General features: G+C 38.8%; 28 protein-coding genes. 20 read left to right on the top strand and 8 right to left on the bottom strand.

The genetic code is table 11. The features are described 5' to 3' along the window. Positions 1 to 2 precede the first annotated feature (2 nt). The 3 genes from rimM to N8O80_RS01720 are packed head-to-tail and all read left to right on the top strand — an operon-like array spanning position 3 to position 1,580. On the top strand, positions 3 to 521 hold the full coding sequence (gene rimM, locus N8O80_RS01730; RefSeq protein WP_261026589.1) for a ribosome maturation factor RimM: 519 nt from the start codon (positions 3 to 5) through the stop codon (positions 519 to 521). Next, positions 511 to 1,230 (top strand): tRNA (guanosine(37)-N1)-methyltransferase TrmD, encoded by a 720-nt coding sequence (gene trmD / locus N8O80_RS01725; protein ID WP_000686930.1) that lies wholly within the window; start codon positions 511 to 513, stop codon positions 1,228 to 1,230. The genes rimM and trmD overlap by 11 nt, the downstream gene beginning before the upstream one ends. Positions 1,231 to 1,241: 11 nt before the next feature. Beyond that, on the top strand, positions 1,242 to 1,580 hold the full coding sequence (locus tag N8O80_RS01720) for an ATP cone domain-containing protein (RefSeq protein WP_001196040.1): 339 nt from the start codon (positions 1,242 to 1,244) through the stop codon (positions 1,578 to 1,580). 30 nt (positions 1,581 to 1,610) lie between these two features. On the opposite strand, the gene N8O80_RS01715 is transcribed toward N8O80_RS01720, so the two are convergent. Continuing rightward, positions 1,611 to 1,931 (bottom strand): hypothetical protein, encoded by a 321-nt coding sequence (locus N8O80_RS01715; protein ID WP_143952271.1) that lies wholly within the window; start codon positions 1,929 to 1,931, stop codon positions 1,611 to 1,613. 98 nt (positions 1,932 to 2,029) lie between these two features. On the opposite strand from N8O80_RS01715, the gene N8O80_RS01710 reads away from it, so the two are divergent. Next, complete coding sequence (locus N8O80_RS01710) at positions 2,030 to 2,245, top strand: YdbC family protein (RefSeq protein ID WP_000807422.1); 216 nt, start codon at positions 2,030 to 2,032, stop codon at positions 2,243 to 2,245. A 53-nt stretch (positions 2,246 to 2,298) separates the two neighbouring features. Here N8O80_RS01710 and N8O80_RS01705 read toward each other — a convergent pair whose 3' ends face one another. Both N8O80_RS01705 and gor read right to left on the bottom strand, forming a co-directional pair. After that, on the bottom strand, positions 2,299 to 2,835 hold the full coding sequence (locus tag N8O80_RS01705) for a biotin transporter BioY (protein ID WP_261026584.1): 537 nt from the start codon (positions 2,833 to 2,835) through the stop codon (positions 2,299 to 2,301). Between the two features lie 188 nt (positions 2,836 to 3,023). Continuing rightward, the gene (gene gor / locus N8O80_RS01700) at positions 3,024 to 4,370 is read right to left on the bottom strand and encodes a glutathione-disulfide reductase (protein WP_261026583.1); all 1,347 of its coding nucleotides are present in this window, start codon (positions 4,368 to 4,370) and stop codon (positions 3,024 to 3,026) included. Between the two features lie 290 nt (positions 4,371 to 4,660). Between gor and N8O80_RS01695 the strand changes: the two genes are divergently transcribed. From N8O80_RS01695 to ffh, 6 genes are all read left to right on the top strand, one after another. Then, complete coding sequence (locus N8O80_RS01695) at positions 4,661 to 5,869, top strand: efflux RND transporter periplasmic adaptor subunit (protein ID WP_261026617.1); 1,209 nt, start codon at positions 4,661 to 4,663, stop codon at positions 5,867 to 5,869. Beyond that, a complete protein-coding gene (locus N8O80_RS01690; RefSeq protein ID WP_000811471.1) occupies positions 5,853 to 6,554 on the top strand; it encodes an ABC transporter ATP-binding protein in 702 nt (233 codons plus the stop codon). The genes N8O80_RS01695 and N8O80_RS01690 overlap by 17 nt, the downstream gene beginning before the upstream one ends. Before the next feature lies 1 nt (position 6,555). Further along, positions 6,556 to 7,815, top strand: a complete 1,260-nt coding sequence (locus N8O80_RS01685; RefSeq protein WP_125409963.1) for an ABC transporter permease — start codon at positions 6,556 to 6,558, stop codon at positions 7,813 to 7,815. A gap of 123 nt (positions 7,816 to 7,938) precedes the next feature. Next, positions 7,939 to 9,936, top strand: coding sequence for a methionine--tRNA ligase (gene metG / locus N8O80_RS01680; protein ID WP_261026580.1), 1,998 nt, complete (start codon positions 7,939 to 7,941; stop codon positions 9,934 to 9,936). Between the two features lie 379 nt (positions 9,937 to 10,315). Further along, complete coding sequence (locus N8O80_RS01675; RefSeq protein ID WP_049486921.1) at positions 10,316 to 10,648, top strand: putative DNA-binding protein; 333 nt, start codon at positions 10,316 to 10,318, stop codon at positions 10,646 to 10,648. Between the two features lie 11 nt (positions 10,649 to 10,659). Then, on the top strand, positions 10,660 to 12,231 hold the full coding sequence (gene ffh, locus N8O80_RS01670; protein ID WP_000863612.1) for a signal recognition particle protein: 1,572 nt from the start codon (positions 10,660 to 10,662) through the stop codon (positions 12,229 to 12,231). An 83-nt stretch (positions 12,232 to 12,314) separates the two neighbouring features. On the opposite strand, the gene N8O80_RS01665 is transcribed toward ffh, so the two are convergent. The 5 genes from N8O80_RS01665 to N8O80_RS01645 all read right to left on the bottom strand — a co-directional run bounded on the left by N8O80_RS01665 (position 12,315) and on the right by N8O80_RS01645 (position 18,608). After that, a complete protein-coding gene (locus N8O80_RS01665) occupies positions 12,315 to 13,313 on the bottom strand; it encodes a sensor histidine kinase (protein ID WP_115904270.1) in 999 nt (332 codons plus the stop codon). Next, positions 13,297 to 13,986 carry a response regulator transcription factor gene (locus tag N8O80_RS01660; protein WP_061590096.1) on the bottom strand — a complete coding sequence of 230 codons (690 nt, stop codon included), beginning with the start codon at positions 13,984 to 13,986 and terminating at the stop codon, positions 13,297 to 13,299. Before N8O80_RS01660 ends, N8O80_RS01665 begins: the two co-directional genes overlap by 17 nt. A gap of 42 nt (positions 13,987 to 14,028) precedes the next feature. Beyond that, positions 14,029 to 16,089, bottom strand: coding sequence for an FtsX-like permease family protein (locus tag N8O80_RS01655; protein ID WP_261026571.1), 2,061 nt, complete (start codon positions 16,087 to 16,089; stop codon positions 14,029 to 14,031). Beyond that, a complete protein-coding gene (locus N8O80_RS01650; protein WP_261026568.1) occupies positions 16,073 to 16,846 on the bottom strand; it encodes an ABC transporter ATP-binding protein in 774 nt (257 codons plus the stop codon). Before N8O80_RS01650 ends, N8O80_RS01655 begins: the two co-directional genes overlap by 17 nt. Before the next feature lie 410 nt (positions 16,847 to 17,256). After that, positions 17,257 to 18,608, bottom strand: a protein-coding gene (locus tag N8O80_RS01645) for an IS3 family transposase (RefSeq protein WP_261026566.1) whose coding sequence is annotated in 2 segments (ribosomal slippage) — positions 17,257 to 18,167 and positions 18,167 to 18,608 — 1,353 coding nt in all. Because the reading frame shifts where the segments join, the coding sequence is not laid out codon by codon here. Between the two features lie 396 nt (positions 18,609 to 19,004). On the opposite strand from N8O80_RS01645, the gene N8O80_RS01640 reads away from it, so the two are divergent. The 10 genes from N8O80_RS01640 to N8O80_RS01595 all read left to right on the top strand — a co-directional run bounded on the left by N8O80_RS01640 (position 19,005) and on the right by N8O80_RS01595 (position 25,854). Further along, positions 19,005 to 19,319, top strand: coding sequence for a YdcP family protein (locus N8O80_RS01640; RefSeq protein ID WP_000421280.1), 315 nt, complete (start codon positions 19,005 to 19,007; stop codon positions 19,317 to 19,319). A 20-nt stretch (positions 19,320 to 19,339) separates the two neighbouring features. Further along, positions 19,340 to 19,717, top strand: coding sequence for a YdcP family protein (locus tag N8O80_RS01635; RefSeq protein WP_001234189.1), 378 nt, complete (start codon positions 19,340 to 19,342; stop codon positions 19,715 to 19,717). Between the two features lie 9 nt (positions 19,718 to 19,726). After that, entirely contained in the window at positions 19,727 to 20,500 is a 774-nt protein-coding gene (locus tag N8O80_RS01630; protein WP_002388713.1) for a Mom family adenine methylcarbamoylation protein, read from the top strand. 21 nt (positions 20,501 to 20,521) lie between these two features. Further along, on the top strand, positions 20,522 to 21,925 hold the full coding sequence (locus tag N8O80_RS01625) for an FtsK/SpoIIIE domain-containing protein (RefSeq protein ID WP_001130247.1): 1,404 nt from the start codon (positions 20,522 to 20,524) through the stop codon (positions 21,923 to 21,925). Positions 21,926 to 22,106: 181 nt separating this feature from the next. Next, a complete protein-coding gene (mobT, locus tag N8O80_RS01620) occupies positions 22,107 to 23,291 on the top strand; it encodes a MobT family relaxase (RefSeq protein WP_002388719.1) in 1,185 nt (394 codons plus the stop codon). Further along, positions 23,288 to 23,560, top strand: coding sequence for a hypothetical protein (locus N8O80_RS01615; RefSeq protein WP_002388720.1), 273 nt, complete (start codon positions 23,288 to 23,290; stop codon positions 23,558 to 23,560). The genes mobT and N8O80_RS01615 overlap by 4 nt, the downstream gene beginning before the upstream one ends. Beyond that, on the top strand, positions 23,557 to 23,778 hold the full coding sequence (locus N8O80_RS01610; RefSeq protein WP_001009054.1) for a hypothetical protein: 222 nt from the start codon (positions 23,557 to 23,559) through the stop codon (positions 23,776 to 23,778). Before N8O80_RS01615 ends, N8O80_RS01610 begins: the two co-directional genes overlap by 4 nt. A 59-nt stretch (positions 23,779 to 23,837) precedes the next feature. Beyond that, a complete protein-coding gene (locus tag N8O80_RS01605) occupies positions 23,838 to 24,599 on the top strand; it encodes an abortive infection family protein (protein ID WP_000494842.1) in 762 nt (253 codons plus the stop codon). Positions 24,600 to 24,665: 66 nt separating this feature from the next. Beyond that, positions 24,666 to 25,160 (top strand): antirestriction protein ArdA, encoded by a 495-nt coding sequence (locus N8O80_RS01600; protein WP_000870467.1) that lies wholly within the window; start codon positions 24,666 to 24,668, stop codon positions 25,158 to 25,160. Between the two features lie 55 nt (positions 25,161 to 25,215). After that, positions 25,216 to 25,854, top strand: a complete 639-nt coding sequence (locus tag N8O80_RS01595) for a DUF6037 family protein (RefSeq protein ID WP_000248477.1) — start codon at positions 25,216 to 25,218, stop codon at positions 25,852 to 25,854. Positions 25,855 to 25,901 lie beyond the last annotated feature (47 nt).

The following is a 25,901-nucleotide window of genomic DNA, read 5'->3' as shown; positions in this document are numbered from 1 at the left end:
AGATGAACTACTTTAATGTTGGGAAAATCGTCAATACGCAGGGGTTGCAGGGTGAGATGCGAGTCTTGTCTGTGACAGATTTTGCAGAAGAACGGTTTAAAAAAGGGGCTGAGCTGGCCTTGTTTGATGAGAAGGATCAATTTGTCCAAACAGTGACTATCGCTAGCCACCGTAAACACAAGAACTTTGACATTATTAAATTCAAAGATATGTACCATATCAATGCTATTGAAAAATTCAAGGGCTTTAGTTTGAAGGTTGCTGAGGAAGACCTTAATGACCTAGACGATGGTGAATTCTATTATCACGAGATTATCGGTTTGGAAGTCTATGAGGGCGATAATTTGGTTGGAACCATCAAGGAAATTCTACAACCAGGTGCTAATGATGTCTGGGTGGTAAAGCGAAAAGGCAAGCGTGACTTGCTCTTGCCTTATATCCCACCAGTGGTTCTCAATGTTGATATTCCAAATAAACGGGTCGATGTGGAAATCTTAGAAGGGTTAGACGATGAAGATTGATATTTTAACCCTCTTTCCAGAGATGTTTTCTCCGCTTGAGCACTCAATCGTCGGAAAGGCTCGAGAAAAGGGGCTCCTGGATATCCAGTATCATAATTTTCGAGAATACGCTGAAAAGGCCCGCCATGTCGACGATGAGCCCTATGGAGGTGGTCAGGGGATGTTACTCCGCGCCCAACCAATTTTCGATGCCTTTGATGCTATTGAAAAGAAAAATCCGCGCGTCATTCTTCTAGACCCAGCTGGCAAGCAGTTTGATCAGGCTTATGCCGAGGATTTGGCTCAAGAAGATGAGCTAATCTTTATTTGTGGCCACTACGAGGGTTATGATGAGCGGATTAAGACCTTGGTGACAGATGAGATTTCTCTAGGTGATTATGTCTTAACTGGAGGAGAATTGGCGGCCATGACCATGATAGATGCGACGGTTCGCCTGATTCCAGAAGTAATTGGCAAGGAATCTAGTCACCAAGATGATAGTTTTTCTTCTGGCCTTCTTGAATATCCTCAGTACACACGTCCCTATGATTATCGAGGCATGGTCGTGCCAGATGTACTGATGAGCGGGCACCATGAAAAGATTCGTCAGTGGCGATTGTATGAGAGCTTAAAGAAAACCTACGAGCGCAGACCGGATTTGTTAGAAAATTATCAACTGACAGCAGAAGAAGAAAAAATGCTGGCAGAAATCAAAGAAAACAAAGAATAAAGGAGATACCTATGCAAGTAATCAAACGTGATGGAGAAATTGCTGAATTTAATCCAGATAAGATTTACCAAGCTATCTTAAAGGCAGCACAAACTGTCTATGTATTGACAGATGATTTGCGTCAAAACCTTGCACAAGTCACTAAGAAAGTGGTTTTGGACTTGGAAGAAGCCAAGGTAGAACGTGCTACCATTAGCATGATTCAGTCTATGGTTGAACATCGTCTACTGGGTGCAGGATACATTACCATTGCAGAACACTACATTTCCTATCGTCTACAACGTGACTTGGAAAGAAGTGGTTATGGAGATCATATCGCAGTTCATTTACATTTTGAACAAATTCGCTAAGAAAAAAGAGTGGGATGAAGCAACTACATCTCACTCTTTCTTAAATCTATTTTTTTGGGCTGTTTGGACAGTTGAAGGGACAAATCGCAGGCGTTGAATATCGCTTATGCGGATAATACGGGTCACATTTTTGGCAAAATTTTTCACGATAATTTGCTGGCGTTGCTGATCGTATTTGATGATGTCACCTGTAAAACTTGTCTCAGACAAGATAAGGTGAACAGCGGTTTGTTTCTGGATAGCCTCTTCAATAGTGGCTGTAAGGGAGTTGCTTTCAGTCTGGTCTGATTGGTCATGTCCATTTAAAAAGTCATGTATTTTATCTAGAACTTGCTGGAATTTATGTCTCATAGTGGCCTCCCTTCTTTTATATCAATATTATATAAAATTTTCCTAAAATCTACAAGATTTTACGAATAATCAAATGAAAGCTAAAAAAGGAGAAGAAAATGGCAGAATTTACATTTGAAATCGAAGAGCACTTGTTGACTCTTTCTGAAAACGAAAAAGGTTGGACCAAGGAAATCAACCGTGTGAGCTTTAATGGTGCTCCTGCAAAGTTTGATATTCGTGCTTGGAGCCCAGATCATACTAAAATGGGTAAAGGGATCACTCTCTCAAATGAAGAATTTCAAACGATGGTGGATGCCTTTAAAGGCAACTAAGTTTTCAAAATGAAAGAAAAGGATACTGAGTCATGACAACTCGATATCCTTTTTTAGTTAGCAAAGTAAGACTGATTTTTAAGGCGTTGAAGTAGCGGACGGCTAATAAAACTAATAGCCAGAAGTTTACCAAGGTCTGGAATGATAAAGGGAAATACCCCTACAACAAGAGCTTTTTCAAATGCCATTCCAGCAAAAAAATGTAAACTGAGAATCCCACCGACAAAAACAAGTGTATCTCCCAAGAGATTTGCTAGAAAAATTCTGACAAAACCACTATCACTGTTAGTTAGAGAAGAGGTAAGTCCAGAGTATACAAGATAAAACCAAAGATAGCCCGCAGTAGGGCCAACTAAAGCCTGAAATCCAGCTCCACCTCCTGCAAAGACAGGAAGACCGATTGCACCTAGAAGAAGATAGAGTCCAACAGAAAGTACAGCCTCTCTCGGTCTAAAGACAGTAGCAATCAAGCCGATTGCAAAGTTTTGCAGAGTAAAGGGAACCGGTCCAATTGGAAGACTGATTTGTGCCAAAACAGCAATGAGAGCAGCCCCAATAGCAGGGATAGCATAAACGTGAGCTTTTTTCAAAATAGTTAACCTCTTTTCTGATGTATAGTAACTATTATACTCGTGGAGCAATTATTGTCAACCAATTTTTTAAAACAAGGTAACAAAAACTGTAACGGCCGATTTGCTGACTGGGTAAGTTGTTTTCATCATTTCGTAAAACATCAAAAAAGAAGCAGACACATTTGTATCGGCTTCTTTTATTTCGATTAACGCATAGTTACAAATTCTTCAGATGCAGTTGGGTGAATCGCCACAGTTGCATCAAAGTCTGCCTTGGTTGCTCCCATTTTGATAGCAACGGCAAATCCTTGAATCATTTCATCAACGCCGTAGCCAATTCCATGAAGTCCGACAACTTTTTCTTCTGAACCAGCTGTTATCAATTTGAAACGAGTTTCTTGACGATTGCAAGTGCAAGCAGAGTACATGGACGTAAAGCTTGATTTGTAAACCTTGATTTGGTCTTGACCGTATTCTTTAATAGCTTGTTCTTCTGTCAAACCAACAGTTCCGATAGCAGGGTGTGAAAAGACAACAGTTGGAATAGTTGAGTAGTCCATTTTAGCAGTTGTTTTTCCGTTAAAGAGACGCTCAGACAAAGTACGTCCAGCCTTGATAGCAACTGGAGTTAGTTCTTTTTCGCCTGTTACATCACCTAAAGCGTAGATTCCCTCAACAACAGTATTTTGGTATTCATCCACTTGGATAAAGCCACGTTCGTTCAGAGTTACTCCAGCTTTTTCAAGTTGCAAGTCTTTAACGTTTGGACGGCGACCAGTAGCCCAGATAACTTGGCTAGCTGTGTGACTAGTACCATCTTCGAAATGAATGGTAATGCCTTCAGCAGTTTTTTCTAACTTGACAGGGACTTTGTGAGTATGAAGTGGCAAGTTTGTTCTTTCCATTTCCTTTACCAGACCTTCAACGATGTAAGAATCAAAACCACGTAAAGGACGGTCGCGACGAACAAAGAGATCTGTCTTGACACCAAAGGTGTGGAGTACGCCAGCCAATTCAACGGCAATATAACCCGCGCCTAGAATAGCAACTGACTCTGGCAATTCTTCCCAGGCAAATACATCATCAGAAGAGCCACCTAGTTCAGCACCAGGAATATTTGGAATACTTGGATGGGCACCAGTCGCAATCACGATATGTTTAGCACGAATCAGTTCACCATTTACGCTGACAGTATGAGAATCTACAAATTCAGCGTGACCTTCAATCAAGTCTACACCGTTGCGTTTAAAACTGCCATCATAAGAAGAACGAGCGCGATCGATATAGGCTTCACGATTACGACGTAGGGTTGCAAAGTCAAAGTTAAGATCAGTAGTCTTAAAGCCGTAGTCTTCTCCAAATTGATGGAAAGTCTCAGCGATTTGCGCCCCGTACCACATGATTTTTTTAGGAACACAACCGACGTTGACACAGGTTCCACCTAATTTCTTTTCCTCAATAACGGCCGCTTTGGCTCCGTGTTCACCAGCACGGTTCATGGTAGCAATTCCTCCACTACCTCCACCGATAGCAATGATATCATATTCTCTCATTGAAAACTCCTTTATACTCTTTTAAATAGTAGAGTGTCATTTTTTGATAGTCATATTCTATCTTTTTTTTTATCTGATTGCAAAAATCTGCTACGTTCAAAAAAATTAAAGAAAAGGCTTGCAAAAAGGAAAAATAAAGTGTATTATATAACTAGTACAATGGCAATAAAAATAGATTCCGAACAATAATCAAATCCTGAAATGTCATTATTTCGTTCTGAATTGTTATTGTTAATATTTGGTAGTTTTTGTATAATATTGTTAAGGACTTTAAATCAAAAAGGAGTTTCATTATGAAAAAGAATCGCAAAGCTAAAAAGTGGCAATTGTATGCAGCAATTGGTGCTGCAAGTGTAGTTGTATTGGGGGCTGGAGGGATTTTGCTCTTTAGACAACCATCTCAGACAGCTGTAAAAGATGAGCCTACTCATCTTGTTGTTGCTAAGGAAGGAAGCGTGGCATCCTCTGTTCTATTATCAGGGACAGTAACAGCAAAAAATGAACAATATGTTTATTTTGATGCTAGTAAGGGAGATTTAGATGAAATCCTTGTTTCTGTGGGTGATAAAGTCAGCGAAGGACAGGCTTTAGTCAAGTACAGTAGTTCAGAAGCACAGGCTGCCTATGATTCAGCTAGTCGAGCAGTAGCTAAGGCAGACCGTCATATCAACGAACTCAATCAAGCACGAAATGAAGCCGCTTCAGCTCCCGCTCCACAGTTGCCAACGCCAGCAGGAGGCGAAGGAGCTGCAGGGCAAACTCCAGCTCCAGTCTCAGGAAATGCAGTGTCATCTATTGATGCGCAACTAGGTGATGCTCGTGATGCTCGTGCAGATGCAGCAGCACAATTAAGTAAAGCTCAAAGTCAGTTGGATGCCATGACGGTTCTCAGTACACTAGAGGGAACTGTGGTAGAAGTCAACCACAATGTTTCTAAATCTCCAACTGGAGCTAGCCAGGTGGTAGTTCATGTCGTTAGCAATGAAAATTTGCAAGTTAAGGGGGAACTATCTGAATATAACCTCGCTAACTTATCTGTAGGTCAAGAAGTAACTTTTACTTCTAAAGTTTACCAAGATAAGAGCTGGACTGGTAAGATTAGCTACATTTCTGACTACCCTAAAAACAATGGTGAAGCAGCAAGTGCAGCTACTGCCGCAGCAGGTGGTAATTCTGGTTCTAAATATCCATATACCATCGATGTTACAAGTGAAATCGGTGACTTGAAACAAGGATTCTCAGTAAGTGTTGAGGTTAAGAATAAGAGTAAAGCTATTCTGGTTCCTTTAACAAGTGTTGTGACTGAAAATGATAAGAACTATGTCTGGGTACTTGACGAGCAGAAAAAGGCCAAGAAAGTGGAAGTTGGTTTGGGCAATGCTGATGCAGACAACCAAGAAATCACTTCAGGTCTGACAAATGGAGTCAAGGTCATCAGTAACCCAACGTCTTCTCTAGAGGAAGGAAAAGAGGTGAAGGCTGATGAAGCAACTAATTAGTCTAAAAAATATCTGCAGAAGCTACCGTAACGGTGACCAAGAACTGCAGGTTCTCAAAAATATCAACCTAGAAGTGAATGAGGGTGAATTTGTTGCCATCATGGGACCATCTGGTTCTGGTAAGTCAACCCTCATGAACACGATTGGCATGTTGGATACACCAACCAGTGGAGAGTATTATCTTGAAGGTCAAGAAGTGGCTGGACTAGGTGAAAAACAACTAGCCAAGGTCCGCAACCAACAAATCGGATTTGTCTTTCAGCAGTTCTTTCTTCTATCGAAACTCAATGCTCTGCAAAATGTAGAATTACCCTTAATTTACGCAGGAGTTTCGGCTTCAAAACGGCGCAAGTTAGCTGAGGAATATCTAGATAAAGTTGAATTGACAGAACGTAGTCACCATTTGCCTTCGGAATTATCTGGTGGTCAAAAGCAACGTGTGGCTATTGCGCGTGCCTTGGTAAATAATCCTTCTATTATTCTAGCGGACGAACCGACAGGAGCCTTGGATACCAAAACAGGGAATCAAATTATGCAACTATTGGTTGAACTAAATAAAGAAGGAAAAACCATTATCATGGTAACGCATGAGCCTGAGATCGCTGCTTATGCCAAACGCCAGATTGTCATTCGAGATGGAGTTATTTCATCTGATAGTGCTCAGTTAGAAAAGGAGGAAAACTAAGATGCAGAATCTGAAATTTGCCTTTTCATCTATCATGGCACATAAAATGCGCTCTTTTCTCACTATGATTGGGATTATCATTGGTGTTTCATCAGTTGTTGTGATTATGGCTCTGGGAGATTCTATGTCTCGTCAGGTCAATAAAAATATGACCAAGTCACAGAAGAATATCCATGTTTTTTTCTCACCTATTAAAAGTAAAGATGGCTCTTTTACCCAAAAACAATCAGCATTGACAGTTTCTGGGAAAGAAGAGGAAGTTCCTGTGGAACCACCAAAACCACAAGAAGCTTGGGTCAAGGAGGCTGCTAAAGTTAAAGGTGTAGATAGTTACTATGTAACCAACTCGACCAATACCACCCTGTCTTATAAAGACAAAAAAGTGGATCGTGCTAGCTTAACAGGTGGAAATATTACTTACATGAAGGCGGTTGAAAATGAAATTGTTGCAGGCCGCAGTTTCATAGCTCAGGATTATAAAGATGTGGCCAGTGTCATTTTGCTAGACCAAGAACTTGCTAATAGCCTGTTTGGATCTGCTCAAGAAGCTGTTAACCAGGTTATAGATGTCGGTGGCTTTAGCTATCGTGTCATTGGTGTCTATACCAGCGATGAGGCCAAGACTGCCAAGACTTTTGGTATTGGTGGACTTCCAATTACGACTAATATTTCTCTTGCCAATAACTTCAATATGGATGAAATTTCTGATATTGTCTTCCGTGTCAATGATACAAGTTTGACACCAACAGTGGGACCAGAATTAGCTAGAAAATTGACCGAGATTGCTGGTCTTCAGCAAGGGGAGTATCAGGTGGCAGATGCGACTGCAGCCTTCCAAGAAGTACAACAACTGTTCGGCTTTATAACTACGATTATTAGTGCCATTGCAGGAATTTCACTTTTTGTTGGAGGGACTGGTGTTATGAACATCATGCTGGTTTCTGTTACAGAGCGTACCCGTGAGATTGGTCTCCGTAAGGCTTTGGGTGCAACACGTGCTAATATTTTAATCCAGTTTTTGATTGAATCCATGATATTGACCTTGCTTGGTGGAGTCATTGGTTTAACCATTGCGACAGGCTTAACCGCTATAGCTGGCATACTCTTGCAAGGATTGATTGCGGGTATAGAAGTAGGAGTGTCAATCCCGGTTGCCCTATTTAGTCTTGCAGTTTCGGCTAGCGTGGGTATGATTTTTGGAGTTTTGCCAGCCAACAAGGCATCGAAACTTGATCCAATTGAAGCTCTTCGTTATGAATAGAATCAACAAGATGGACACTCGTCTATCTTGTTTTTGTATGGATTTCCCTATCGAAAATCATTAAAAATGTGATATAATGAAGTGTTAGAAAAACAGGTTTCATTTGCCTGGAAAGGAAAAATTATGTCTGAAAAGAATTTTTATATTACAACGCCGATTTACTATCCATCTGGAAAACTTCATATCGGATCTGCCTACACAACCATCGCATGTGATGTCCTAGCACGTTACAAACGCCTGATGGGCTACGATGTTTTTTATTTGACAGGTCTTGACGAGCATGGTCAAAAAATCCAGCAAAAAGCAGAAGAAGCTGGAATTACACCACAATCCTACGTTGATGGTATGGCTGTTGGAGTCAAAGAACTCTGGCAATTACTAGATATCTCATACGATAAATTTATCCGTACAACTGATGACTACCATGAAAAAGTTGTCGCGCAGGTCTTTGAACGCTTGCTTGCTCAAGATGATATTTACTTGGGTGAATACTCTGGTTGGTATTCAGTATCAGATGAGGAATTCTTTACAGAAAGCCAACTTGCAGAAGTATTCCGTGATGAAGCCGGAAATGTAACAGGAGGTATCGCTCCATCAGGACACGAGGTTGAATGGGTATCTGAAGAATCATACTTCCTTCGTCTCAGCAAATACCAAGACCGTCTAGTAGAATTTTTCAAAGCTCATCCTGAATTTATCACTCCAGATGGTCGTCTGAATGAAATGCTTCGCAACTTTATCGAGCCAGGTTTAGAGGATTTGGCAGTTTCTCGTACAACCTTTACATGGGGTGTTCCGGTACCATCAAATCCTAAACACGTTGTCTACGTTTGGATTGATGCTCTTCTTAACTATGCGACAGCTCTTGGTTACGGTCAAGACGAACATGGTAACTTTGACAAGTTCTGGAATGGAACAGTCTTCCACATGGTAGGAAAAGACATCCTTCGATTCCACTCAATCTACTGGCCAATCCTTCTTATGATGTTGGATATCAAATTGCCAGATCGTTTGATTGCTCACGGTTGGTTCGTCATGAAAGACGGCAAAATGTCTAAATCTAAAGGGAATGTCGTTTACCCTGAAATGTTGGTAGAGCGTTATGGACTAGATCCACTGCGCTACTACCTCATGCGTAGCCTTCCAGTTGGTTCAGATGGAACCTTTACTCCTGAAGACTATGTAGGCCGTATCAACTATGAATTGGCTAATGACCTAGGAAATCTCCTCAACCGTACTGTTTCTATGATTAATAAGTACTTTGACGGGCAAGTCCCTGCCTATGTAGAGGGTGTAACAGAGTTTGACCATGCTCTTGCTGACGTCGCAGAACAATCAATCGCTGATTACCACACCTACATGGAAGCAGTTGACTACCCACGTGCTCTTGAAGCAGTCTGGACTCTTATCTCTCGTACCAACAAATACATCGACGAGACCGCACCATGGGTCTTGGCTAAGGATGAAGCACTTCGTGATCAATTGGCAAGTGTTATGAGCCACTTGGCAGCTAGCCTTCGTGTCGTCGCTCACTTGATTGAGCCGTTTATGATGGAAACCAGTCGTGCAGTTTTGACTCAACTTGGTTTAGCAGAAGTTGCTAGCCTTGAGAACTTGAGCTTGATTGATTTCCCTGAGGGTGTAACAGTAGTTGACAAAGGAACACCAATCTTCCCACGTCTGGATATGGAAGAAGAAATCGCCTATATCAAGGAACAAATGGAAGGTAACAAACCAGTAGTCGAAAAAGAGTGGAACCCAGACGAAGTTGAACTCAAACTAAACAAGGAAGAAATCAAGTTTGAAGACTTTGAAAAGGTTGAAATCCGTGTCGCAGAAGTCAAAGAAGTGTCTAAAGTAGAAGGTTCAGATAAGTTGCTTCAATTCCGCTTGGATGCTGGTGATGGTGAAGATCGTCAAATTCTTTCTGGGATTGCAAAATACTATCCAAATGAACAAGAATTGGTCGGCAAGAAAGTTCAAATCGTTGCCAATCTCAAACCACGCAAGATGATGAAGAAATATGTCAGTCAAGGGATGATTCTCTCAGCTGAACATGATGGACAATTAACCCTTCTTACAGTTGATTCAGCTGTACCAAACGGAAGTGTGATTGGGTAAAAGTAAAACACTAAAGTCAGTTGAAAGAAAAGTCCTTAGACTACAAGTTTCTAAGGACTTTTCTTTGTTGACTAAACTGAGATTTTCATTGATGGGATTCGTATTATGTATGGTCGCAGACAATAACCACAAATATACTCACTAAGTTCTAGGCAAGTAAGTTGGGTTCATGAGTGGCAACTGGAAGTTGAGATTGGCTTGGATCTGAAAAACACGGGGAAAAAGTCGCTTGCCCCTCAAAAGAAAGCAAAAATCGAAAAAAATTCTACGTTGAAAAGTCATGTGGAAGTTGCTTTTAGAACTTACCTTTATTTTTCTATCTTTATTAGAATGACTTCTAATGTAGAAGTATAATAGATTTTTTGGTATAATAAAAGTTATGGAAATCGAAAAAACCAACCGTATGAATGCGCTCTTTGAATTTTATGCGGCGCTTTTGACAGATAAGCAAATGAATTATATCGAGCTCTACTACGCTGATGATTATAGCCTTGCCGAAATTGCCGAGGAATTTGGTGTCAGTCGTCAGGCTGTTTATGATAATATCAAGCGGACAGAAAAGATTCTGGAAGATTATGAGATGAAATTGCACATGTACTCGGACTACATTGTCCGTAGTCAGATTTTTGACCAGATTTTGGAGCGCTATCCCAAGGATAACTTTCTGCAGGAGCAGATAGAAGTTTTAACAAGCATTGATAATAGAGAATAAGAGGAAGAAAAATGGCATTTGAAAGTTTAACAGAACGTTTGCAGAACGTCTTTAAAAATCTACGTAAAAAAGGAAAAATCTCTGAAGCTGATGTCCAAGAGGCAACCAAAGAAATTCGCTTGGCCTTGCTTGAGGCCGATGTTGCCTTGCCTGTTGTAAAGGACTTTATCAAGAAAGTTCGTGAGCGTGCAGTAGGACATGAAGTCATTGATACCCTTAATCCTGCGCAACAAATTATCAAAATCGTTGATGAGGAATTGACAGCTGTTTTAGGTTCTGATACGGCAGAGATTATCAAGTCACCTAAGATTCCTACAATCATCATGATGGTTGGTTTACAGGGGGCTGGTAAAACAACTTTTGCTGGTAAATTGGCCAACAAACTCAAGAAAGAAGAAAATGCTCGTCCTTTGATGATAGCGGCGGATATTTATCGTCCTGCGGCTATTGACCAGTTGAAAACTCTGGGTCAACAGATTGATGTGCCGGTTTTCGCTCTTGGAACAGAGGTTCCAGCTGTTGAGATTGTTCGTCAAGGTTTGGAACAAGCCCAAGCTAATCATAATGACTATGTCTTGATTGATACGGCAGGTCGTTTGCAGATTGATGAGCTTTTGATGAATGAACTTCGTGACGTAAAAGCATTGGCTCAACCAAACGAAATTCTCCTCGTGGTTGATGCCATGATTGGTCAAGAAGCGGCCAATGTTGCGCGTGAGTTTAATGCTCAGTTGGAAGTCACTGGGGTCATCCTTACCAAGATTGATGGGGATACTCGTGGTGGTGCGGCTCTATCGGTTCGTCACATCACTGGAAAACCAATCAAGTTCACTGGTACAGGTGAAAAAATTACAGATATCGAAACCTTCCACCCAGATCGCATGTCTAGCCGTATCCTTGGTATGGGGGATATGCTCACTTTGATTGAGAAAGCTTCTCAAGAATACGATGAGCAAAAAGCCCTTGAAATGGCTGAGAAGATGCGTGAAAACACATTTGATTTCAATGATTTCATTGATCAGTTGGATCAGGTGCAAAATATGGGGCCGATGGAAGACTTGCTCAAGATGATTCCAGGTATGGCTAACAATCCAGCCCTTCAAAACATGAAGGTAGATGAACGCCAGATTGCTCGCAAACGTGCTATTGTGTCTTCAATGACACCTGAAGAACGTGAAAATCCAGATTTGCTAAATCCAAGCCGTCGCCGTCGTATCGCTGCAGGTTCTGGAAATACCTTTGTCGAAGTCAATAAATTCATCAAAGACTTTAACCAGGCTAAACAGCTCATGCAAGGTGTTATGTCTGGAGATATGAACAAGATGATGAAGCAGATGGGAATCAATCCAAACAATCTTCCTAAAAATATGCCAAATATGGGAGGAATGGATATGTCTGCCCTTGAAGGAATGATGGGACAAGGTGGTATGCCTGACTTATCAGCTCTAGGAGGAGCGGGAATGCCAGATATGAGCCAGATGTTTGGTGGTGGACTAAAAGGTAAAATCGGTGAATTTGCTATGAAACAGTCCATGAAACGCATGGCTAACAAAATGAAGAAAGCGAAGAAGAAACGCAAATAAAAAAGGAAAGCAGAAGTGCTTTCCTTTTTGATATAGCATATGTGCTTTCTATGATTAGGCAATTTTCTTAATCGAAAAATTGACTAAATAGAAAGAGAGATTTCAAACCCTTGCATCCATTCGGAATTTACTGTGATTTCGATTTTTAAAGCATCTGCTAATTGTTTGACTAGATAGAGCCCCATACCTGTTGATTTTTTCCTTGTATCACCTGAATCACCTGTAAAGCCTTTTTCAAAGATATGAGGGAGGTCACAAGCTTTAACTCCGCAACCATTATCCCTAATAATCAGACTTGTGCGCCCCTTATCTTTTGACATAGAAATACTGAGTTCGGGCTTGTCAGAGCTATATTTAAGGGCGTTGGCGAGTATTTGAGAGAGGATAAATTCAAAACTGCGTTGATCGGTGTAGCAGATTCCTTGTATGTTCTCTAGCTGAATCGTAAATTTCTTTTCTTTGAGCAAGGGATCAAAGTTTTCCAAAAGATCTTGGATACACTCTTGGAGGTCAAGGTCTTCAAATAGAAAATCATTTTTTTCACTTTTCACCCTGTAATAGAATAGTATCTGTGATACATTTCCTTGGATTTGATTTTTCACATAGTCCAACTTAAAAGTTGTATCCTTTGGCAACTGGTCACTTTGATTGTCCAAAAGGAGGGAAAGAAGCGATAGAGGGAGTTTGATTTCATGAGCCCATTTTTCAACATAGTCCTCGTATTCGGCTAGTAATGAGTTGAGCTTTCCTATTTCCGCTTGCCTTTGGTAAAGCGCATTTGCGATTTCTTCGATGCTTTCTTTCTCTGAGGCACTTGATAAACGCAATAATTCCAGCTCAGTATCGACCTTGGGATTGGCTATGAAGGCTTTATAGGCAGCGGATTTTTTTCTTTCTTTTCTTATCAGTAGGAATGATAGGATGAAAAAGAGCAGGACAGTAGCTAAAAGATAGAGAATGATGAGGGCTTGAAACTTTCTCACGTCTGAAAGCCAAAGCAGGACAGCTGTGAATAAATCAAATGCTAAGAGAACAAGTAACCAAGGCAGATAGGTAGCCAAATATTTAGGATTCTGTTTCATATTCCCTTTCCTCTTCCAATTTGTAACCGATACCTCTGACGGACTTGACTTGAAGTGCAATACCAGCCTGTTTCATCACCTTTTTGAGTCTTGCAATATTTACTTGAAGGGCATTTTCATCGATGAACTCAGTTGTATTCCACAGTTTCATGCTTAGTTCTTCTTTTGTGACGACAGAATCAGTTGCCACTAATAAAGTTTCTAACAATTTCCCTTGATTTTGGGGGAGTAAAATCGAGTGTCCATTGATATAAAGGGTATAGGTCTGTCTATCAAGCAGAAAATTATCTTTTTCAAGTAGATTTTGTCTGCCTTCATAGCGTTTCAAGATATTTTCTATACGTGCCAAAAATCTTTCTTTCTTGAAAGGCTTTGTTAGATACTCATCTGCCCCTAATTTCAGGGCGTAGATTTCATCTTTTAATTGTTCACGGGAAGTGAGAATCAATATAGGGACAGAGCGTTTTGACTTGAGATTTTTACAAATTTGAAAACCTGTTTCTCCTGGCAAATTCAAATCCAGTATGATTAGATCTGTATCGTATTGCAGCACTTGCTGGCTTGTATCTTTGAAGTCAGTCAACTTATCAACTTGATAACCCGCTTTCTCTAACAAGATGACAATTTCATCTCGAATCAAGGCTTCATCTTCAATAACTAGAATATGCTTCATATCGGTTCCTCCTTTTCCTATTTTATTCTACCTTATTCTACCTTATTCATCTCTTTTGGGTTCCATTAATGACAATAAGTACTTGTTGCTATTTTTCTTTACAATTCTGATATAGATGACTTCAAAGCCAGCTAAGAGCAGTACGATCAGCATGGCTGTGATAAATCTCTGCCCCATAACCATTCTTGCGCTAGTGGGCACTATTCCTGTGAGGAGGGAGCTCACTCCGAAGCTACTACTGATAAGTGCAAGGGCTATTGGTAGACCGAAATACCAGTTGACTTGCTTTTCTGACGATTTACAAAGAGTTTCGTAGTTGGCACCAAGATGGATTAAGGTCTGGTATCGTCTATAGGATTGTCTTTGTCCCATCAAAAACTGAACGCCGATAATTGTATTTGCGACAACAAGGAAGATGATAGACAGATAGATGGTGACATAGCTGGCAGAGATAATGTAAAACAATTGTCTTCCCATATTTTGTATATAGCTTTCATAGCCAAGAGAGGTTTGATTTAGCTTTTCATTGGTATCTGAGATAGCTCTCATCAAGCCTTTTTCCTTGACTAGCTCAGGAGCCAAGATACCGCTAACATAGTTCGAATAGCGACCGTCTGTATAGCTCATAAAAATCTCATCTGGAACTATGAGAGCGACAGAGAGGGTTATCTCATGATCCGTTACGATTGGCAAAGACTCCACCTCGCCAATCAATTTTACATCATTTCCCATGACTTTGATTTGAGGCTTTGTCTTTAGGACAGAGTTGACGAGACTTTCATCTGGCAGAAAATCTTTCCCCATATACAAATATGCTTCCTTATTAGTTAGTTCTAGAGGAGGAAGATTGGCAGCCTTTTTAAGTTCATTGTATTCGGAAACTGGTATGAGGTGGGAATTAGTAGACTGTTTAAATTTATGGAGCAAAATTTCCTTGTTCTTGTTGTCTTTTTGATTTTTCAACTCCTTGATGACCTCTTCAAAGGACACGGATTCGTATTCTTTAGTTTGGCCTACTTTAATTTGCAGAATCTTTGAAAACTGTGATACTAGTCCGGCAGCTTCAAGCTCTTTTTTAACTGCATTTACATCAAGATTTTCATCTGTTTCCTGCTTGCTATCTCTAAATGTATAATCCAATACGTGGGTTTGATTGCCTGGATTGCCGCTTGTAATGGCCACACCTGCTCCAAAGAGGCACAAGGCAGAGAAAATTAAGAGGGAGCAGACAGCCAGTATAGTTGAGCGTTGGATAACTAATTCCTGAATCTGTCTAAAATTATAGGCATGAAGTTTTCGATTGTTTCCAAGCTTGACCAAAAAGTCTATAAATAAACGCATACCAAAGAAGAGTAGGATAGTTCCCAGAGTTCCTAAGAGAACGGTGATGCCCATTGTTATGACATTTTCCCAAGCTCGTCCACTCATACCCATGTAATAGGCTGTTCCTAGAAGCAAAATTCCGAGGACAGAAGCAAGAAGGTACACCCCCTTGGGGAGTAGTTTCTTCATCCCAGAAGGAGAATAGGCGAGCAGGTTTCCGATTTCCATATTGGCAGTCTTTGCACTTAAAAGGACAAAAACAGCTAATTTTACGGCTAGGAAGCCGATGACTGTATAGAGTAGAGCTGTGGTAGATAGAGAAAATTGATGTTCAATAATCCCTAGTCCCACAATTTTAGCGGTTATTAGGCTAATCAATTCTGAAATTAAGATGGAAATAGGAAGTCCTATTCCAAGGGCAAGGACACTGTTTCTCAAATCCTCGAGCAGAAGTAGCAAGAACAGTTTGCTTCTTCGCATTCCCAGTGTGAGATAGACACCAAATTCATGTTTTCTCCTTTCCATCTGCATACTGCTTGAGAAGTAAACTAGAAAAAAGAGAATAAAGAGCGTTGCTACATAAAGAATGGGAATCATGCTAAAGAGTTTATTTACAGCGTCACTTTCTATTTGTTTTAGAAAGTGCATCACATCTTGATGAGACAAAGAAAGGATGATGTAAAAGGAGATAATAGACAGAACCATAGAACTGAAATACAAGCCGTTATTTTTTCGATCTCTCTTGCTATTTCTTGAGACTAATTTAGAAAACACTACCATCACCTCCAGCTAGTGCAGCCATGACCTTTAGTATTCTGTGGTAGAAGTCTTCTTGACTTTCTCTTGGATAATCGCGACGGATTTCATGGAATAGTTTTCCATCTTGGATAAACAAGATGCGGTTGCAAAAGCTAGCTGCTACGGAATCGTGAGTCACCATGAGAATGGTAGTTTCTTCCACTTGATTCATTTCGGATAATTTTTGCATCAAAATGGTCGCATTTTTTGAATCCAAAGCCCCTGTGGGCTCGTCCGCAAATACAATCTTAGGGTCTAAAATTAAGGCGCGCGCAGCAGCTACCCTTTGCCGTTGACCACCTGATAATTGAGATGGGAACTTATTTAGAAGTTCAGAAATATCCAGATACTGGGAAAGCAATTCTAACCGAACCTTGCTTTCATTAGCATCGACCTTGTGCAAAGATAAGGGAAGTAAAATATTCTCTTTGGCAGTCAGATTGTCCAAAAGCTCAAAATTCTGGAAAAGATAGCCAATTTCCTTGCCTCTATAATCTGCTAATTGGCTCCCTTTTAACTGACCTAAATACTTTTCTTGCATTTGAATGGAACCGTCAGTTGGCTTGATGATTGTGGCTAGACAGTTAAGAAGAGTTGTTTTCCCAGAACCGCTACTCCCCATAATTCCTAAGAACTCACCTTTTACAACTTGAAAAGATATGCTATCCAAGGCTTTGGTAATATTGGGACCTTTCCCATAATACTTTTTTAATGATTCTACTCGTAAAATTGTGTCCATGTGAAACACCTCCATTTTTTGTTACTTTCATTATAATATGAATCAGAGTAGAATAATACTTACGGATGATGTAAGAAATCTTTATCGCTGACTTTTATAGTCAGGTTATTGGATCTATAGTTACTATATTATAGCATGGTTTCAGGGATTTAAAAAGAGGAGTAGGGGTTGAAAAATTTTCCTAATATTAAGATCATAAAAAATAATACCACTGAAGTTCATGATCCAGCGGTATTATCTTACAGGAAAATCTATTTCCGTTCTTATTTTCTATTGTTACTTCATTTAAATCTGACAAAGAATAATTGTAGCAAGCTAGTTTTAAAGAATTCTCTTCAGCCTACACTATTTTTTATCCAAAGATAAATCTCACTATATGATGTACTGACCCCCAAAAGTTGGACAAATAATTATTGAAAGGATTTAGTTCTGTATTGCACAGGGCTAAGTCCTTTTAGTTTGACTTTAATTCGTTTGTTGTTGTAGTAATCAATGTAGTCCACAATAGCTTGTTCAAGGTCTTCTAAAGACCTAAAGTGCTTCTCATAACCATAAAACATTTCAGATTTCAAAATGCCAAAGAAGGACTCCATCATGCCATTGTCTGGGCTGTTGCCCTTGCGTGACATGGATGCTTGAATTCCCTTACTCTCTAGGAACCGATGATAAAAATCGTGTTGGTATTGCCAGCCTTGATCGCTATGGAGAATCGTATGCTCGTAGTGTTTCTCTGTAAAGGCCTGGTTTAACATAGCTTTCACTTGTTCTAAGTTTGGTGAAGTTGAAAGATTATAGGCGATAATTTCGCTATTAAATCCATCTAAAACTGGCGATAAATAGAGTTTCTGTGTGCTATTTAGAATGGCAAACTCTGTCACATCCGTATAGCACTTTTCCATTGGCCTTGATGCTTCAAACTGACGTTGAATGAGATTCTCTGCTTTCTTACCAATCTCTCCTTGGTAGGAAGAATACTTTCGTTTCCGGCGAATTCGAGCTGTTAAACCAAGGACTTTCATCAGACGTTGGACCTTCTTATGGTTTACTATATGACCACGATTCCTCAATTCAAGAGTAACTCTACGATAGCCATAATTTCCTTTATGGTCATTATAAATGGCCTGAATTTCGGTTTTAAGCTCTTTATCTTTATCAAGCCCATCCAGTTGTTTCAACTGATAATAGTAAGTTGAGCGAGCTAAACGTGCTGTTTCAAGAAGTAAATCTAGTCGAAATCCTCCTGAAGCCATTTCTCTAATTGTCTCTGCCTTTCTCGCTCTAAGGCTTCGTCCCTGTCTTCCAGCTCTTTTAACTTTTTTAGGTAGGCCACCTCAGTCCGTAAGCGTTCATTCTCCTCTTGGAGTCGCTCTAGTTCTGTCATTTCTTCCCAGGTTTTCTTCCGTTTACGTCCCATTTTAGTTGGTCTCCCTCTTGTTTTCTCAACAATAGTATACCCGTTTTTCTTATATTGTGCTAGCCAATTTGGAAGCATACCACGATTTGGGAGAGCATATTTGAGAGAAACTCTATCTTGAGACCAGTTTTCATGTAAGACTTTATTAATCATTTCTTGTTTTAAATGAGGAGAATAGTAACGATTTTTCCCTTTTTTGACGAACTCTATTCCGTAACGATCAATCAATTTAATCATGTACCTAAGATTAGAATTGTTTATCTTAAATTTATTTGAAAGCTTCTCTAAGCTATATCCTTGTTTTCTAAGTTCATAGATCTGAACTTTATCTTCATAACTCAATTTCATAATAAAACACCCCAAAAGTTAGATTTTTTCTGTCTAACTTTTGGGGTGCAGTTCATATTGATTTCTAGGCTTTTTTTAACTCATTAACTCTATTCCCACTCTGTTTTAAGGGTATGGCATATAAGCGAAAATGCTGTAATATCAAGGATTTTGGAAACGTATAAAATCGAATAAATTATATTTAAAAAAATAAAAAGTGCAATAAAAGTGCAGTATTTGCACCTAAGCAGACCTGATTAAATTCGAAATGGAATTCTAAACTCAATATTCATTTAAATGATAGACGTTCATAATGAGCGTCTATTTTTTATGCTTTGAAAGGTTGTGATACTAACAAATTTTTAAATGAATAAAGTAAGTCAAAAATATTTTATGTGAGAAAGGAACGATACACTTATGGAATTAAAATATGTCATTCCCAATATGGAAAAAACATTTGGTCAATTAGAATATGCTGGTGAAGGGAATATTGAACAACGTCGAGTCAATGGCAGACCAACTATTCTCTCTCGTAGCTACAATTTATACTCAACGATTCAACGAGCAGATGATATTGTTGTCATTCTTCCCTCCGAAGCTGGCGAGAAACATTTTGAATCCGACGAAAAAGTCAGACTCATCAACCCACGTATTACCGCAGAAGGTTATAAAATTGGCAATAGAGGATTTACCAATTACATTATGCACGCAGACGATATGGTGAAAGCTTAAGAAAGGAAAGGTGAAAAAATATGAGATTAGCAGAAGGTATTGTGATTGAAAAAGACCAGACATTTGGCACATTGAAATTTTCCGCTTTACGTCGTGAGGTTCGTATTCAAAATGAAGATGGTTCGGTTTCCGAAGAAATTAAAGAACGTACCTATGACTTAAAATCAAAAGGACAAGGACGCATGATACAAGTCAGTATCCCCGCTTCTGTTCCTTTGAAAGAATTTGACTACAACGCAGAAGTGGAATTAATCAATCCTGTGGCAGATACCGTAGCGACGGCTACTTTTCGAGGGGCAGACGTTGATTGGTACGTGAAAGCAGACGATCTTGTATTAAAAGGACAGACAAAACCTCATCAGAAATATAAAAAAGAAGCGTCCGAAAGTGAAAAATAGGTGTTGCTTATGACAAACACACCATTGATTTTGAAAGAAATTCCGAAAGATGAAGCCATTTCTTTTATTCGGCAATACCATTATTCAAAGATACTCCCTAGATTGTGTAAATACTTTCTAGGGATTTTTTCAGAAGAAAAATTATTAGGCGTTGTGGAATTAGGCTGGGGTACGCAACCCCTACAAACCATACGCAAACTCTTTCCCGACAGTTCCCTTCAAACCACAGATTATTTAGAAATTGGAAAGATGTGTTTTCTTCCAGAAATGAATCAAACCAATTATTTTGGCAGTCAAGCTCTTTCAGCTCTAATTAAGTGGTTGAAAGAACATACGGACTGTCATTTTTTATATACATTGGCAGATGGAATTGAGGGAAAATGTGGCTATGTCTATCAAGCGTCCAACTTCTTTTACTGCGGGTATTTCAAGACAAGTGTCTATCGTGATAAACAGTCATGGGAAAAGATACACCCTCGAAGTGCTCGCTTTTTATTAGAGGAAAATGCTCGTTTTGAACAGGTAGAGAAAAAGCATTGGCTTTCCCAGGCATTTTGCGAATACAAAGGGATTGAGAAAATCAATGGACGCATGTTTCGCTATCTCTATCCGTTGACAAAAGAAGCGAAAAAACTGTTAGGACACACGCTCTATCGACGTCATTATTATCCGAAAGAAAAAGATTTACGCTTTGAAAAGCGAATCGCTTATCGGAAATATGAAGCCATTTCTCAACCAACTTTTGATAAACAGGCTCGTATCTACAATACACAATTATTTTGATAGATGGAAAGGAGGATTTTTATGCCATTGCTTCATGACAGAGGAAAGCGAATCAAAGCCAACGATAAGGACTTGGTCTATCATTTTGTGCTGATTTCATTGCTGATAGTTTTTCTAGTCGTTCTACTCCCTTTTCATTGGAGAACGTTACAATCGGTGAATTGGCAAACAGTTCAGTTAGATACATTTTTCTATCAACTGCATACGCCATACTTTTGGAGCAGTATTCTCACTGCTTTTTTTGTATGCGGACTCATCAGCTGGCTCTATTATCACTATCGCATAGATTCTATAAAACAGTTAGAGCACCGTCAAAAGTTAGCTCGTATGATTTTAGAAAACCATTGGTATGAAGCCGAAGAAACTCAATCAGAGGGATTCTTTAAAGACTTATCCAGCAAGAAAACCAAACAACGAATCCGCCATTTTCCTAAAATGTATTACCGAATGAAAGATGGACTGATCCATATTCATGTAGAAATCACTTTAGGGAAATATCAAGATCAGCTCTTGCACTTAGAAAACAAACTAGAAACAGGCTTGTATTGTGAATTAGTGGAAAAAACGTTGAAAGATTCTTATGTAGAGTATGTTCTACTTTATGACACCATTGGCAATCGAATTGGCATTGAAGATGTGGTAGCTCAAGATGGACGTGTCAAATTGATGGAATCGGTCTATTGGGAGTTTGATTCTCTCCCTCACATGTTAATTGCTGGGGGCACGGGTAGTGGAAAATCCTATTTTATTCTCACATTGATTGAATCTCTCCTGCATACAAATGCGAAGCTTTATATTCTCGACCCTAAAAATGCTGATTTGGCAGACTTAGGAGCGGTCATAGATAATGTCTATTACCGTAAAGACGATATGCTGGCATGTATTAGTCAATTTTACGACGATATGATTGCCCGTAGTGAAACCATGAAGCAACACCCGAACTACAAAACAGGAGAAAATTATGCGTATCTTGGTCTACCTGCGAACTTCCTGATTTTTGATGAATATGTGGCGATGATGGATATGTTAGGTCGTGATAGTGCACAAGTTATGAATAAACTCAAACAAATTGTTATGCTCGGACGACAAGCAGGCTTCTTTTTAATTCTTGCCTGTCAGCGTCCAGACGCAAAATATTTTAGTGATGGTATTCGAGATAACTTTAACTTCCGTGTGGCTTTGGGTCGTATGTCTGAAATGGGCTTCGGTATGATGTTTGGAAGCGATACACAAAAACAATTTTTCTTAAAACCCATCAAGGGAAGAGGTTATGTGGATACAGGAAAAAGTGTGATTAGTGAGTTTTATACACCCCTTGTACCAAAAAGGTATGATTTCTTAGGAGAAATAGGAAAAGTCATTCAAAAAAAGCAATCTGAGCCTGTACCGCACGAAGTGAAAGGTACAGGTTCAGACTTGCTTTGATTGGTGTGGCGTTAGCCACGCCAATCCTTTAGCCCCCTCTACCTAACAGGGGGGCACAAATACAACTGAAAACAGGCAATTCTCATCAACCAATGTTGATGGTACAAGGAATTGCGGAAAATAGGAAAGATGTAAACTCAAGGGTCATAGTTTACATCTTTTTTAGATTGGAGGTTTGCGAATGGAAAACGAAAAAATTTGGATTAAGGAATTGAAAGAAAAGCGACTGGCTTATGGCGTTTCTCAAAATAAACTGGCGGTTGCTTCTCATATTACCAGACCTTACCTATCGGATATTGAAACAGGCAAGGCAGTCCCTACTCAACAGGTGAAAGAAGATTTACTGAACGCTTTGGAACGCTTCAATCCCGATAACCCATTGGAGATGTTATTCGACTATGTACGGATTCGATTCCCTACCAATGATGTGTCTCAAATTATCGGTGAGGTTTTACGCTTGAATATGGATTATATGCTACACGAAGACTTTGGCTATTATTCTTATCCCGAACACTATCGTTTCGGTGATATTGTTGTCCTAGTCTCTCATGATGTAAGTAAAGGGGTTTTATTAGAACTGAAAGGAAAAGGCTGTCGGCAATTTGAAAACTTTCTATTGGCTCAACATCGGAGCTGGTATGGTTTCTTTCAAGATTGCATGGAACATAAAGGTATTTTCAAACGCTTGGATTTAGCCATCAACGATAAAACAGGGATTTTGAATATTCCAGAATTGGCAAAGAAATGTAAACAGGAAGAATGTATTTCCGTCTTTCGGAGCTTTAAAAATTATCGCAGTGGTGAATTGGTTCACCGTGATGAAAAACCAGACATGGGAAACACCCTTTATATTGGCTCATTAAAAAGCGAAGTCTATTTCTGTATATATGAGAAAGATTATGAGCAATACGTGAAAAATGATATTGCCTTAGAAGACGCAGAAGTAAAGAATCGCTTTGAAATTCGTTTGAAAAACGACAGAGCCACTCAAGCCATGAAAGATTTGTTGGAACATCAAAATGCAGAAAAAACAGCGTTTGAGATTATCAATCGTTATATTCGCTTTGCCGATAAGGACGAAACCAAGCGACGGAGTGATTGGCAAACCAATGAACGCTGGGAATGGTTTATCGGCAAAAATCGTGGAGCATTACGCCTAACCATACAGCCAGAACCTTATTCTTTTGAACGAACATTGAACTGGTTACATCATCAAGTCGCCCCTACATTAAAAGTCGCAAGCATTTTAGATATTCTCAACGGTACAACCATTATTTCCACCATGATTCATGAAGCCAAACTGACAGAAAAACATGAGAAATTAATTGAACAACAACATCTAGGCATGGAGGATTTGATTACATGAGCCTCTTAACAGAAGAATTAAAGAAGTTAGGGTTTCAAGCGTATATACAAAATACAGGGAAATATACGTCTCTCATTATTGAGGGAAAACGGCAAGCTGGTGATACCATCTATACCTATGATTTTTACAAAGTGAGATTTTATAAGAATTATACCAGTCGAATAACTGTTTATGGAGAGCATTTAACTCCTTTTCAATTATTAAAGCGTGTAAAAAGCTATATCTACTATCGAGAAAAATATCTTAAGGAAAGGAGGACAATCACATGAATTTTGGGCAGAATTTGTACAACTGGTTCTTGGATAATGCACAGTCATTGGTATTGTTAGCGATTGTCGTCATTGGACTGTTTTTAGGTTTTAAACGAGAATTTTCAAAACTTATTGGCTTTTTGATTATTGCTTTAATCGCCGTCGGACTTGTGTTCAATGCAGCTGGCGTGAAAGATGTGTTATTAAACTTATTTAACCGAATCATTGGTGCTTAACAGATATTTTTCATGATAAAATAGGAAGTATATATTTTGTTATGAAAGGATCCATGAATATGTTTACAAATGATCAATTTAAATCTCTTTTAATTAAAACATTAGAAAGAAAGAGCTCTTCAAATTATTATGAAGGAGGTAACGAGATTGTTTCTAAAATGAAAATATCAGAGGTAACTTTAGATGAGACTAACGAGTTTACTTATTATAAAGGATACAAAAGGGATTGGAATACGCTTTGCACCTATCTTAAAATAAGAGCTCCTTTTGATGATTTAGACTTTTTTGAAAGTCATAAAGATTTGCTTACCCAGACAGCAAGCTCCATATATGATAAACAAGGTGATAATGTATTAGTGGATACTATTTTAGTACCACTTCCAGAGAATTACGAAGTAATTAACTTTAGTCAGTTGAAAATTAGTGATGTGATTTCACAAGCTATTGAAGACGCTGAGTCTTTCATGAGTAATGGTGAATATCAACGTGCCTTTGACAGAGTTCACACTGCTTTTCATGGATATTTAATTGAAATACTAAAAAAATATGAAATTACAGTTCCTAGAGACGAAAATCTATCTAAATTATATAGTAGGATACAACAATTAATTGAAAAAGAAATTCAACCTACTGAACTTGCTGATATAGTGAAGACAACGATAAGGTCATCAAATGGAATGATTAGCTCTCTTAATGAAGCAAGAAATAGGCATTCACTTGCACACCCTAATACAAATATTATTGGAAAGAGAGAAGCAAAACTAATAATAGGTATTTCAAGTACAGTTACAGATTATATTAGCGGATACCTTGATAAGTAGCGTCATTAACTGATTGCTACTTTTTTTATGACTATTTTTATAAAAAGGATGTGATAAGAATTGGAAATGAAAGTCTATGTGGCAAATTTAGGACGGTATAATGAAGGTGAATTAGTCGGAGCATGGTTTACTCCACCAATTGATGAGGAAGAAATGGCAGAAAGAATCGGTTTAAATGAGGACTACGAAGAATATGCAATACATGATTTTGAGCTTCCTTTTGATGTGGACGAATACACGCCGATTAGTGAAATCAACCGTCTATGTGAAGCCATTCAAGAAATCGAAGGTACACCTATTTATAATGAACTCAAAGAAATTCAAGGCATGTGGTTTAGTAGCTTGGAAGAATTACTGGAAAACAAAGAGGATATTCATTGTTATAGTGATTGTGATTCGATGGAAGATGTCGCCCGTTATTACGTGGAAGAAACAGGACAGCTTGGTGAAGTCCCTTCCAATTTACAAAATTATATTGACTACCAATCTTTGGGACGTGATATGGAAATAGAGGGTAATTACCTAGTTACCTCTCATGGGGTATTTGAATATTGTCAGTAAGTTTAACAATCCGTGTTATAATTAAATTAATAAATAGCACGGAGAGGTATAAATTATGGTAAATGTATTTGAAAATCTTAAACTATTAAAACTAGACATGAAAGATAAAGGCTGGGTGATAGATTCCTTTTACTTTCGTTACAAACAGCAAAATTATATTGTACTTGTTAAGCTATTTGAAAAAGAGGAAAAAGTTCCAGAATATGCTCTGTTAAAACTAGAATTTTTAAAGGAAAACGATTTTTCAGATATGCTAGCTGTCTATGCTAATTCGGTAAAATTATATACAGACACGAAAACAATAAGAGAATATTTTGGTATCGAATACAGTAGTAACTTGGGAGATGTTTTATTTCAATTTAGCCAAACTCTTGCTCGATTTATTCCGACAGAAGTTAGTGAGAAGAAAAATGAAGACCAAAAAGAAGCCATGTGTTTCTCATTAAGTCAAAGTGATTCAGAAGATCCCAGAAAAAAATATTGTTTTTCAGTTAGAAGAAATCCTTTAAAGGGAAATGGTGAGCTGGGAAAACGAAGTCCTTTTAATGACAATAAAACGAGATTGTATAGACCCAGCTTATATGAACGATTAGGGTCAGATACCAATTTAAGTTTCAGATATTCAATGAATCCAGATGATGAAGAAACTGATGAAGGTATTATTGCAAAATGGACAAAAAATAAAATTGAATAGTTAAAGCATTGAAAGAGCAATCACCTATTTTGATTGTTCTTTTTCTA

It is taken from the genome of Streptococcus mitis, from assembly GCF_946190155.1.
GTDB classification, from domain to species: Bacteria; Bacillota; Bacilli; order Lactobacillales; family Streptococcaceae; genus Streptococcus; species Streptococcus mitis_CL.
The sequence above is the reverse complement of the archived record's forward strand: the minus strand, read 5'-3'. Positions and strand labels throughout refer to the sequence as shown.